The 10,214-nt window shown below is 35.3% G+C and carries 17 protein-coding genes; 4 read left to right on the top strand and 13 right to left on the bottom strand.

The genetic code is table 11. The annotated features are described in order from the left end of the window. Positions 1–102: 102 nt before the first annotated feature. The 13 genes from RQ893_RS06375 to RQ893_RS06315 all read right to left on the bottom strand — a co-directional run bounded on the left by RQ893_RS06375 (position 103) and on the right by RQ893_RS06315 (position 6,933). A complete protein-coding gene (locus RQ893_RS06375) occupies positions 103–561 on the bottom strand; it encodes a single-stranded DNA-binding protein (RefSeq protein ID WP_311482216.1) in 459 nt (152 codons plus the stop codon). Further along, positions 554–784: a hypothetical protein gene (locus RQ893_RS06370; protein WP_311482215.1), complete on the bottom strand. Its 231-nt coding sequence runs from the start codon at positions 782–784 to the stop codon at positions 554–556. The genes RQ893_RS06375 and RQ893_RS06370 overlap by 8 nt, the downstream gene beginning before the upstream one ends. Further along, positions 774–1,604, bottom strand: a complete 831-nt coding sequence (locus RQ893_RS06365) for a phage replisome organizer N-terminal domain-containing protein (RefSeq protein WP_311482214.1) — start codon at positions 1,602–1,604, stop codon at positions 774–776. The genes RQ893_RS06370 and RQ893_RS06365 overlap by 11 nt, the downstream gene beginning before the upstream one ends. Continuing rightward, a complete protein-coding gene (locus tag RQ893_RS06360; protein WP_311482213.1) occupies positions 1,605–2,330 on the bottom strand; it encodes an MBL fold metallo-hydrolase in 726 nt (241 codons plus the stop codon). It abuts the gene before it with no gap. Further along, positions 2,330–3,283: a RecT family recombinase gene (locus RQ893_RS06355; protein ID WP_311482212.1), complete on the bottom strand. Its 954-nt coding sequence runs from the start codon at positions 3,281–3,283 to the stop codon at positions 2,330–2,332. Before RQ893_RS06355 ends, RQ893_RS06360 begins: the two co-directional genes overlap by 1 nt. 9 nt (positions 3,284–3,292) lie before the next feature. Continuing rightward, positions 3,293–5,245 carry an AAA family ATPase gene (locus RQ893_RS06350; protein WP_311482211.1) on the bottom strand — a complete coding sequence of 651 codons (1,953 nt, stop codon included), beginning with the start codon at positions 5,243–5,245 and terminating at the stop codon, positions 3,293–3,295. Beyond that, complete coding sequence (locus RQ893_RS06345; RefSeq protein ID WP_311482210.1) at positions 5,242–5,481, bottom strand: hypothetical protein; 240 nt, start codon at positions 5,479–5,481, stop codon at positions 5,242–5,244. Before RQ893_RS06345 ends, RQ893_RS06350 begins: the two co-directional genes overlap by 4 nt. Beyond that, positions 5,478–5,663 (bottom strand): hypothetical protein, encoded by a 186-nt coding sequence (locus RQ893_RS06340; protein WP_311482209.1) that lies wholly within the window; start codon positions 5,661–5,663, stop codon positions 5,478–5,480. Before RQ893_RS06340 ends, RQ893_RS06345 begins: the two co-directional genes overlap by 4 nt. A gap of 38 nt (positions 5,664–5,701) precedes the next feature. Beyond that, entirely contained in the window at positions 5,702–5,998 is a 297-nt protein-coding gene (locus RQ893_RS06335; protein ID WP_311482208.1) for a hypothetical protein, read from the bottom strand. Positions 5,999–6,098: 100 nt separating this feature from the next. Continuing rightward, entirely contained in the window at positions 6,099–6,356 is a 258-nt protein-coding gene (locus RQ893_RS06330; RefSeq protein WP_311482207.1) for a hypothetical protein, read from the bottom strand. Next, on the bottom strand, positions 6,343–6,501 hold the full coding sequence (locus RQ893_RS06325; RefSeq protein ID WP_311482206.1) for a hypothetical protein: 159 nt from the start codon (positions 6,499–6,501) through the stop codon (positions 6,343–6,345). The genes RQ893_RS06330 and RQ893_RS06325 overlap by 14 nt, the downstream gene beginning before the upstream one ends. A 5-nt stretch (positions 6,502–6,506) precedes the next feature. Then, positions 6,507–6,704, bottom strand: coding sequence for a DNA-binding protein (locus tag RQ893_RS06320; RefSeq protein WP_311482205.1), 198 nt, complete (start codon positions 6,702–6,704; stop codon positions 6,507–6,509). Between the two features lie 13 nt (positions 6,705–6,717). Next, complete coding sequence (locus RQ893_RS06315; protein ID WP_311482204.1) at positions 6,718–6,933, bottom strand: helix-turn-helix transcriptional regulator; 216 nt, start codon at positions 6,931–6,933, stop codon at positions 6,718–6,720. Positions 6,934–7,067: 134 nt separating this feature from the next. On the opposite strand from RQ893_RS06315, the gene RQ893_RS06310 reads away from it, so the two are divergent. The 4 genes from RQ893_RS06310 (at position 7,068) to RQ893_RS06295 (ending at position 9,758) form a co-directional block, all read left to right on the top strand. Next, a complete protein-coding gene (locus RQ893_RS06310) occupies positions 7,068–7,676 on the top strand; it encodes a S24 family peptidase (protein ID WP_311482203.1) in 609 nt (202 codons plus the stop codon). After that, a complete protein-coding gene (locus tag RQ893_RS06305; protein ID WP_311482202.1) occupies positions 7,673–7,942 on the top strand; it encodes a hypothetical protein in 270 nt (89 codons plus the stop codon). The genes RQ893_RS06310 and RQ893_RS06305 overlap by 4 nt, the downstream gene beginning before the upstream one ends. Before the next feature lie 21 nt (positions 7,943–7,963). Continuing rightward, positions 7,964–8,572, top strand: coding sequence for a hypothetical protein (locus RQ893_RS06300; RefSeq protein WP_311482201.1), 609 nt, complete (start codon positions 7,964–7,966; stop codon positions 8,570–8,572). Positions 8,573–8,669: 97 nt separating this feature from the next. Beyond that, positions 8,670–9,758: a tyrosine-type recombinase/integrase gene (locus RQ893_RS06295; protein WP_311482200.1), complete on the top strand. Its 1,089-nt coding sequence runs from the start codon at positions 8,670–8,672 to the stop codon at positions 9,756–9,758. Positions 9,759–10,214: the final 456 nt, after the last annotated feature.

The following is a 10,214-nucleotide window of genomic DNA, read 5'->3' as shown; positions in this document are numbered from 1 at the left end:
TCCCTCGTAATTGTCCCAGATCCTGTACTTATCCTTACCAATATAATTTAAATTAATTCTATACCTACACCCTATTAATAAATCAGTCATAAGGACTCCTATCTAGAAAGGGATTCTTCCGTCGTCTTCAATCTCCCTGAAATCATCGTCAAAAAACTCTTCAGAGCTTCCAGAATTATTTTGATAGGTATTTGTACCCCTACCATCGTTTCTCTTCTCCTGGCTTGCTCTAGTGAGAAATTCCACCCTTTCTGCTATGACATCAGTAGTGTAAACTGTCTTCCCGTCCTTATCCTGGTAAGAACCTGTTTGAATTCTTCCATCAACGGCACATTGACTGCCCTTAAATAAGTACCTAGAAGAATTTTCAGCCATCTTGCCCCAAACTATAACTCTGGGGAAGTCGGCAGTAGGTCTCCCCGCCGCCTCCGCTTCTTCCCTTTTGTCCTTACTTAGGTTTTTATCAACCGCCAATGTAAAATTGCACACCGCCTGGTTTGATTGTGTGTATTTTAGTTCAGGATCTCTGACAAGTCTGCCTATAAGTATCACTTTATTCATCGACTTCCTCCGCTAAGATTTCAGCATTCATAGGCTCTCGTTCTCTTGCCATAATTATCATGCTTTCCTTGATAATTTTATAAGACAAGCTAGAAAAATTTTCCCTTACCATTTTATTCATTTCATTTTCATCGCCGCTAAACATCTCTTCTATATCATCTGACAATCCTATAAGTATTGCCGAAAGTGTAACTATTTCTGTATTTGTAAAATCAATTTTCATATAATTTCCTCAATTCTTTAATTTCTCTATTAGAAATAAATTCTATTGTCCCTGGATCTAAATCCTTTTGGCAATCAAGAACCTTTTCTACATATTTAAAACTTGTTACATTTGCTCTTTGTTCATACTTCAAATACCAAAGGGTATATATTATTCTTTTCCAGCCATATTTCTTAATTGCTTTGATAACTAATCCATTATCTGCTTTACTGGTGTTGTTTTTTAAAAAACGATAAAAATATTCTATTGTCTTTATTTCTTCTTCTGACAAATCCTCTACATCATTATCGTCTCTTATCTCTTTCTCTAACTCTTTATCTATTATCTTATCTCTATTATCTGTGGGACATCGCTGGGACATTGTCCCATTATTTTGTGACATTGTCCCACTTTTCTGGGACATTGTCCCGCTGGGAAGTTCTTTTTTTTCTCCTACTAGTTCTTTTCTAGCCCTATGCTTACGCTTTCTCCTGGCCGCCTCAGTTTCCTTCCCTATCATCTCATCGATCTGACTCATATAAAGCTCCCCTGTCTCAAGCCTCTCTACAAGGCCAATATTGACAAAGAGTTCAAGGGCAACCCTTACCGTGTCCTGCTCCGTATTTGTAAGCCTAGCCAGTGATTTTACGTCATAGGGCATAAGCCTCTGGCCGACATATCTTATAAGCCTACCATCATCAGATAAGCTCTTAAGGAGCAGCTTCAAGTAAAAATTTACATACGCCGAACCATTCTCCTGATCCTCTATCCATTGAATAGTGTCATCATCATAAAAATCCTCCGGCAATTTTAACCAGTAATATCTTTTGCTATCGCTCATTTAACATATCACCACCTCTACTCCTGTAAGCTCCTGTATAGTTCTTTTAATTACTTCTTCATTACTATTTCCGTCCGATAAATGCAGCACGTATATCTTCTTACACCTGGATAAGTCGGCCGCCTTTAAAGCCTCAACAAGGCTTTCTAAAGATAGGTGGTTTCTAACAATCCTATTCCTAAGACTTATATTTATTTTTCCATTCTCCACCTGCTCATCTAAAACTGACTTCACATAATTACACTCAATCATCAGGACATCACAGGCAGGTATTTTATATTTCATATATGCAGTATCCGTCACAAAAACTAAGGATTCTTCTTTGTCATATTTGCTATAAGTCCTGATATAATAACTGACTGGCTCCGCCACGTCGTGGACTGCTTCGAAAGGTAAAACTATTAACCCCTCGATTTCCTCTGAATAATATCTTGCCTTTTCAAACGGTCTAAAAGTTTTTAGCCTATGTCCGCTTATCCCTAGGGCCTCTGCTGTCCCCTTAGTCATATAACAATCAATTCCAGCTTTCATTAGTTCTTTAACTGCCTTGGCGTGGTCTTGGTGTTCGTGGGTTATTAAGCAGGCATCGATCTTTGATACCTTAAAATCAAGCTTTTTCTGTATCCTTTTATATGGCAGGCCACACTCAAGTAAGAGTGTAGCCGTCCCAACTTTAACCTTATAACAATTTCCGCTTGATCCAGTCCCTAATACTTCAATTTCCATTAAAACGGTGCCTCTTCGACTTCTTGAAAGTCAGGAGTGAAAAAGTCCGACTGACTTTCTATATTTTCTGCAGCCTCTTCTTCGATAATTTCCCCTGTCTCTGTATCTACATTAGCTGGTGCTTCTTTTACTTCTTCATAGTCTGACACATCTAATTCAAGTACATTTGCTTTTTCCTCTAGTTCCTCTTTAAAGGACTGGTCTGTATAAGCTATTAACTTGTCATCATTCCCAACAATATCAGAATCATCAGCCGTATTTACAAAGGACTTAACCGCCCTAGACTTAACGGTTTTTATAGCCTGTTGGTCTGGGAAGTTTCTATGAGCTGGAGAATTTCCCTTTGCCGCACCCATAGACCAAGCCGCTTTTATTTGCTCCATAGTCATATATTCTGTGTACTTAACTTCTCCCGCCTTATCAGTTATTACTGCAAAGGCCCCGATTATATCGTCTTTTTTCCAATCATTGACATTTGGTTGATAGGTCTTAATCTTGTAAGTCCCCTTAGATATATCAAATTCCAATTCGAACTTATCAGCCTTATACACCGCATATCCGTATATTTCGCCTATATCCTGCCCGTTCCTCTTTGCCAAAGCTACATTCCCTTGATAAGAAACCGACAATGTGCAGGTATTCCCGTAAGGTATAAAATAACATTGCTTTTTATCAGGATTAAGCCCCTTCTGTGCCATCTCCATTACAGACTGTAGAATTGACTGAGGGGTGCAAACATCGATTATTGTCTTACCCGCATTTTTCCCACTCTCCGCAGGCTTGGTAAGTAGATACCTAGCCTGCTGAATAGCATTTTTATAGCTATAATTATCTGGCACATCAAAAACATTTTGTTGGACCATGCTAGTATATTGATCAATAGCCTGATTTATAATCTGGCTTGCCTCTGTCTTTGTTATTTTGTTCTCTTTTCTTTTTGCTATTTCTGTCATTTTTTCCTCCTATAAATTTTCTATTTTTAAATTTTTTAATTTATTTACTGTTAAAGTTATCAACTGGCTTTCAGTTTTTACTAACTCGTTTACCGACTCAGCGTTATCTACGAAGATTGGAATCTCTTTATCATAGTGTTTAGATAAGCTATTTATTACGTCCAAACCTGCGTTGATCTGTGCCGCAGAGTTTAATGAGCCATAAGGCACTCCCTTATAAGTCGCCTCTGCTGTCTCTACGACTCCGCCGTTTATTTGAGTATCAAAGAGTTTAAATTCTACCTTAGTGAAAAGGGCATTAATTTTGTCACTTACTAAATGTGTATAAGTTTTTATATACTCATCACATAGATAAAGTTTTTCTTGCTGGATCTCAAATTCTTTCCCTAGCTCTTTTTCTTCCTCCATGTATTTCTTAATTTTTCCGTCTAATTCTGCGTTTAAACCCTGATTAGATAGTTTGCTATTAACTTCTTCCAAGCGTTCGTTGTAGGCCTGTTTTTGCTCCAAAATTTGTGTATTGTCTTCCTTGCCTATACTAGCTATTTCTTTTTCAATAGTTTTTATACTTTCCTCTAGGCTATTAATTTCTTTTGCCTTTTTATCACATAAGCTTAAAGCTTTTACTTGTTCCATCTGGTCTTGGATTTTCTCTCTTGCTTGCATGGTTTCATCAAGAGTTTTTAGTAACTTGTCAATCTTTGCTTGTTCTTCATCTTTCTGATTTTTGTAAGAAGCTATGCTAACTTGATAAGTAGTTTTAACTTCGTTAATTTTCTTGCCATCTTCACTTAATTTTTCTAGGTCTTTACTTTTTTCTAGGTTGAAGTGTTTTAGAAAATCCGCTCTCATTTCACCATCGTATGCTCTACCGCAAGTAGGACAGGTTAAACTTTTATCTGGCTTTCTTATCTGTATTTCGTCCCATATAGTTCGCATCTTCTCTAGTTCGTTATCACATTCAGCAATTCTTTCTTCACGTCTCTTTATATCTTCATCTAAGACTTCAATTTCTTTTCTAGCATTGTTTAGTTCAAACTCCGCCATAGTGATTTTTCTTCTTAGGTCTGCGTGTTCTTCTTCCAGGTCTTTTAATTTTTCTTTTTTGCCATCATCGAAGTCGGTATTTATTTTTATAATTTGATTTTTTACATCGGCAATTTGCTTATATTTCTTGTCTAGGTCTTCACTAATATTTCTTGATCCCGCAAGCTTTTTGTCTAGGTCTTCAATCTCTTTTTTAAGACTCTCTTTTTCTTTTTCAAGCTCAGCAAAAGCTTCTGTAGTTTTGGTTTTTTCTAGCTCGTCAATCCTTGCTGGTATCTCCTTTAATTTGTCATTGATTTTTTTACAAGAAGCCTTGGCCATAGCCTGGATTTCTTGAATTGTGTAGTTCGATAAGTCAAGATTTTCTAACTCTTTGTTAGCCTCTTTTACATCGTCAATATTTACATCTTTTACAAGACTTAAAAGTATGTTTCTACGCTCTTTTTTGTCTAAGATTGTATTAAAATATAAAGGATTAGATAAAAGATTAAATTCATCTTCAGTAACGATTTTTCCTATCTCGTCTTCATATTCTTTTTTCTTTTTTGGCACGTCATTTATATAAAAATCTGTAGTATTTCCTGTAAAGGTTTCTGCGTTAGATCCTCGTTTCTTGCTCCAAACCTCCTTATATATTCTTTCAAATTTAATTTCCTTACCATCTATATCAAAGATTCCAACTACGCTTGATTCTAGATTGTGAACAACCTCGTTATTTACGTCATAAGGCTTTATCTCATAGTCTTTTCTATTTAAGCTATCCTTGCCCCATAGTAACCAAGAGTAAGCGTCAAAAACCGTTGTTTTTCCTGTGGCATTGTCCCCTGATATATTTGTCTTTTCTGTGAAGTCTATCTCTAAGTTTTTAATTCCTTTAAAATCTTTTAGAATTAATTTCTTTAATTGTATTTTCATAATTTGCTTTGATACTCCTTTTGTCTACGCTTTTCTTCTATAAGGGAATCTCTGAAAAGCACATCTTTGTGTGTTAGATCACTATCAAAAACTACCAAATCTTTATTTCCAACATAAACTGGCTCATAATTGCCACTTTCAATCGCTTTCTGCACATCTCCATCAAACTTCTTGTAAATGTCTTCCAAGTCGATATCAACTTCAAATTCTTTTTCTTGTATAAATTTAATTTTCATAACTTTTCCACACACTCCTTTCGTCTATAGTTTTCTTCTATTGCAATATCTATTAGGTTTAATTTGCTTATATTATTGTCAGTCATCTTCTTAGTCAGCAGTATCTCTCTGACCTTTTCTAAACTTTCAATTTCCATATCTTTAATGTCATCAAAAAATTCAACCTGATCCTTAGCCTTCATATCTTTCCTTTTTTTGTTTTTGCAGTGATTGTTTTGTCTTAGTTGTTTTTTATCTCCTTTACAAATATAGCGTCGCTATCTTTCAATATCCTCATTAACTCATTTTCATCTTTCTCATATTTTATAGCTAAGACAGCTCCTATTAATCCAGTCATTTGCATCATAGTGAATGATGATGGACGTTTTTCATCATCTGGGGTAGCCAATACCTTTTTGTAACGCTCTATCAAATCTTCTTCGCACTCCATCCATATAGCCTCTATCGCTTCATGCATTGAAAACTTTAATAACTCTTGCCACTCCCTGATATCATCTCTATAATCCATTTTAGTCATTTATAATCTCCTATCTCTCTTCCTTTTTCTTCGTAATTTGGTATAATAGTTCTATAGTTTTTTATTAAATTGGCTTAGCTTCGGCTGGGCCTTTTTGCTTTTATACAAGCCAAAGCCCGCCAAAAAGTGTTAGAATGGCAAAAGGTATGCACAATACTTCACAAAGTGGAGTAAAGCCACCAATCCCTAATCCTAGCCACATCAAGCTAGCAATTGTAATCAATGCCTTTTCAGTCAATCTGAATTTTATAGCCCCCTCTAATTCTCTACGCTTAATCTTATCCATAAAATCAAGGTCTTTTTTTCTCTTGCTCATTAGTTCGATTCTTTCTTTTCTTGGTATTTTAAATACTTGCATAATTTTCTCCTAATAATTCATTCACTACTTCTAAACACTCTTCTTGATCGGCGTGATTAGGATGTTCTAAAAGCCAATTTTTAATTTTGTTTAACTCTTCAACCGTCAGATCCTTTATATTATTTTTGAAAAATTCCTTGTCCATTCCTCCTACTCCTCGTTTACATACTTGTAATTTTTCTTAAAAAATTCCTTTACGTCATCTTTTAAAAAATAAACTTTCCTTGACCACCTGTATATAGGCAGCCCCTCCTTGACTAAGTTATCAAGAGTATTCTCACTCATACTAAGCCAAGCAGCCATTTCTTTTTTATTAAGAAATTCTCTCTCAGCTACTCCTATTTTCATATTTCCTCCTTTCTTATGAACATTTTGTACATTTTTTAGTTAAAAAAATATCGTCAACTGTAGAATCAAGTACATCTGCTATTTTTTTAGCCACTTTTAAAGATGGAGTTCTGTCTCCAGCCTCTAAAAAACCAATATATCTTTGAGTTACTCCAACCGCCTGGGCTAGTTGGTCTTGGCTTAAATTAGCACTTTCCCTAAACTTTTTTAATTCATTTATAGTTATCACCCCTTTGTATTGTTTTTTTATATTACCTTATGTACACATTGTACAGTACTTTTTGTACAATGTCAAGGGAAAAGGGGTATTATATTTAATAAGATAGTACTCATAGTACTTATTTATATTGAAAGGAGCTAGAAATGATTGGAAAACAATTAAGGTCTTTAAGGATAGAAAAAAATTACACACAATCTGACCTGGCAAAAAAGCTACATCTGACACCTAAAGCAATATCTTTTTATGAAAACGATCAGAGGGAACCTGATATAGCCACTTTATATAAAATAGCTGAAATTTTTAATGTAAGTATCGACTACCTCAATGGGAAAAGTGAAAATAGGCTAACCGAAGGCCAGGACTACATAACAATCAATGTTTACGGCAGCATACCAGCAGGAATACCAATAGAAGCAATCGAAGATATCTCCGACACCGAAGACCTATCCTTCAAGGAATACGACAAAAACAAGACCTATTTAGGCCTTAAAGTAGATGGAGATTCTATGTACCCAAAATACTTGGACGGCGACACAGTTATTATTGAAAAAACCCCAGATTGTGAAAGCGGCACAGACGCTGCAGTTTATGTCAACGGCTACGAAGCCACATTGAAAACTGTTCTAAAAAATGATAATGGAACAATAACCTTAAAACCATTTAACACAAACTACGCTCCTACAACCTACGGCCCAGGAGATGACCCTGTAAGGATCCTAGGAATCGTTAAGGAGATAAGGAGGAAAGTATGAAAGAGATTATTAAAATATACGAAGATAATATCTTGAAAGCCGACACAAAAAATAAATCACAACTAATCTTAGCGTTAGTAAGTTTTAAAGAACTGCAAAAATTATGTAAAGATAACGGCCCAGAGGCCCAAAGTTACTTTGAAAACAAATGGGTAAAACCTTACATCACAGATCAGCAAAAGGACTATGGAGATAAATTAATAAATTATCTTAAAGCTATTTTGCCAGCAGAGGCAGTCGATGAAGTATTTGGCTGCATGGCTTAATATATAAAACAAGGAGGAATTATGAAAAAATTAATAACATTAATGGCACTTGTACTAGTGCTAACAGCTTGTAGTGACAACGAAGACAAGGCAAGCACTAAGGAAGAGACAGTTGCTGAAGCTCCTACAGAACAACCTGAGGTAGTAAAAGAAGTTAAGACGGAAGATAAGAATACTGAAGAAGAACCTATATCAAAAAAAGATGTGGAGCCTCAACAAATTCAAGATGAACCCGGACAAACACAATCTGAAAAATATATCATAATGGAAAATGAAAATTTATCATATATTCAAACTGGAGATGCCTTCCTAGTAGAATCCGAAATAAATAAAGACTCCTTAAACTTAGTTGTTCCTATGAAATTTACAAATAAATCAGTAGACCAACCAATAAAACCATACCAAGAATTTAGCTTAGCAACTAAAGCAATTCAGACGGGTAAGGATGTTAATTATGATTGCTACATGGCTACATATAGCAACGAAGAATACAAAGAAGATTTAGGCGTATCTGTCAATAAAGGTGGAGAAACTGATTTTTATCTCATGTATCAATTAAAGGATCCCACTCTTGGACTTTCTATTTTTGAAAAAAGTAAAGGAAATTTATTAGCTGAATTTGTTAGATAGTATTTTAAAATAAAGTAAGCCCCTAGTGAAAACTTTGGGGCTATAAAAACCCCCTAAGATAGACACTTAACGACTTGAAAAAGAGAAAGGAGGAGCTATGAAAATCAAAACCTACAAAAAAGACGGCAAAACCTACTACAAATTTAACGCCTACCTAGGCATAGACCCTTTAACAGGCAAAGAAATCAGAACAAACCGCCAAGGCTTCAAATCCACTAAACAAGCAGAAAACGCCTACCTAAAACTAAGAACCCAAACCCCAACCAAACCAGAAATCCAAATCAAAACCTTCAACGACGCCTACCTACTATGGCTAGAAGCCTGGCAACTAACCGTCAAAGATCAAACCGTCTACAAAATCAAATCCCTCTTCAAAAACCAAATCACCCCCTACATCGGCGACATCCTCCTAAAAGAATTTACCCAGCTCCAAGCCCAAACCTTTATAATCGACGCCTCCAAGAGATATAAAAACATAAACAACATAGCAATATACACAAAAGCCGTCCTAAGCTACGCCAAAGACCTAAAAGCCATAGAAACAAACCCATTCGATAAAATCAAAGTACCAAAGGAGAAACAAGACATGCAAAAAATAAATAAAAAAAACTACTATACACCAGAAGAATTAAAAAACTTTTTAGAAATCACTAAAGAAACCGAAACCCCTCAAGCCTATGCTTTCTTTAGACTCCTATCTCACACAGGAATGAGATTTGGAGAAGCCTTAGCCCTAGAGTGGTCAGACCTAAACCCTAAAACCAACACTCTAACCATAAGCAAATCCATCTCAAGAGACAAAAACGGCAAGCAGATAATATCCACAACCAAAACAGGCAATATAAGAATCATAACGCTAGACAAAGAAACAGTAGAAACCTTAATCAAGCTAAAAGAAACAAACAAAAAATACATCTTCGAAAGAAGCGGTAAAATGGTAACAAGATCCTACCCCCTAAAAGTATTAAATAAAATAGTAGAAAAAAACAATTTACCAAAAATCACATTACACGGCTTTAGACACACCCACGCAACCATACTTTTAAGCATGGGCAAATCCATAAAGTACATCCAAGAAAGACTAGGCCACGCCGACCCAACCATAACCCTAGAAATCTACTCCCACATCATGGCCGAAGAAGAAAAGGAAACTCCAGAAGATTTTGTAAGCTTTTTACAGTCCTAACGTAACAAAGACCGTAACAATAAAATCAAAAACATTGAAACTCCAACCATCATAAACCCTAAGAGTCCATTCCCCTATTCTCCACCAAATAGCAAAAATCCGAGGTTTTGAGCCTCGGTTTTTTATGTATTATAGTTTTATTTATAATATATTACTATCTCTTAAAATAAGAGTCTAGTAGACTAAAAGAAGAAAATTAACATAAATACTTTTATATCATGCTTAGACTTCGTTTTACATTACTATCTATTTTTCAAGATGAAATTCTTAATTGAATCCTGCTAATTAATCTCAAAAATAAAGCTCTTATTGAATAATGATACAATAATGATATAATTATGCTATAATAACGATAAAGGAGGCTTTTTATGATCAACATCCGCCCAGTATCAGATTTGAGGAATAAATTTCCTGAAATAGAAGAAACTGTTATAAATTCAAATTCACCAGTTTTCC

Origin of the sequence: uncultured Anaerococcus sp. (assembly GCF_963510915.1) — a bacterium.
Classification (GTDB): Bacteria; Bacillota; Clostridia; order Tissierellales; family Peptoniphilaceae; genus Anaerococcus.
The sequence above is the reverse complement of the archived record's forward strand: the minus strand, read 5'-3'. Positions and strand labels throughout refer to the sequence as shown.

Bases quoted from the DNA above. Each gene is read 5' to 3' on its own strand.
- RQ893_RS06375 (WP_311482216.1), bottom strand. From the start codon at position 561: ATGAATAAAGTGATACTTATAGGCAGACTTGTCAGAGATCCTGAACTA.
- RQ893_RS06370 (WP_311482215.1), bottom strand. From the start codon at position 784: ATGAAAATTGATTTTACAAATACAGAAATAGTTACACTTTCGGCAATA.
- RQ893_RS06365 (WP_311482214.1), bottom strand. From the start codon at position 1,604: ATGAGCGATAGCAAAAGATATTACTGGTTAAAATTGCCGGAGGATTTT.
- RQ893_RS06360 (WP_311482213.1), bottom strand. From the start codon at position 2,330: ATGGAAATTGAAGTATTAGGGACTGGATCAAGCGGAAATTGTTATAAG.
- RQ893_RS06355 (WP_311482212.1), bottom strand. From the start codon at position 3,283: ATGACAGAAATAGCAAAAAGAAAAGAGAACAAAATAACAAAGACAGAG.
- RQ893_RS06350 (WP_311482211.1), bottom strand. From the start codon at position 5,245: ATGAAAATACAATTAAAGAAATTAATTCTAAAAGATTTTAAAGGAATT.
- RQ893_RS06345 (WP_311482210.1), bottom strand. From the start codon at position 5,481: ATGAAAATTAAATTTATACAAGAAAAAGAATTTGAAGTTGATATCGAC.
- RQ893_RS06340 (WP_311482209.1), bottom strand. From the start codon at position 5,663: ATGAAGGCTAAGGATCAGGTTGAATTTTTTGATGACATTAAAGATATG.
- RQ893_RS06335 (WP_311482208.1), bottom strand. From the start codon at position 5,998: ATGACTAAAATGGATTATAGAGATGATATCAGGGAGTGGCAAGAGTTA.
- RQ893_RS06330 (WP_311482207.1), bottom strand. From the start codon at position 6,356: ATGCAAGTATTTAAAATACCAAGAAAAGAAAGAATCGAACTAATGAGC.
- RQ893_RS06325 (WP_311482206.1), bottom strand. From the start codon at position 6,501: ATGGACAAGGAATTTTTCAAAAATAATATAAAGGATCTGACGGTTGAA.
- RQ893_RS06320 (WP_311482205.1), bottom strand. From the start codon at position 6,704: ATGAAAATAGGAGTAGCTGAGAGAGAATTTCTTAATAAAAAAGAAATG.
- RQ893_RS06310 (WP_311482203.1), top strand. From the start codon at position 7,068: ATGATTGGAAAACAATTAAGGTCTTTAAGGATAGAAAAAAATTACACA.
- RQ893_RS06305 (WP_311482202.1), top strand. From the start codon at position 7,673: ATGAAAGAGATTATTAAAATATACGAAGATAATATCTTGAAAGCCGAC.
- RQ893_RS06300 (WP_311482201.1), top strand. From the start codon at position 7,964: ATGAAAAAATTAATAACATTAATGGCACTTGTACTAGTGCTAACAGCT.
- RQ893_RS06295 (WP_311482200.1), top strand. From the start codon at position 8,670: ATGAAAATCAAAACCTACAAAAAAGACGGCAAAACCTACTACAAATTT.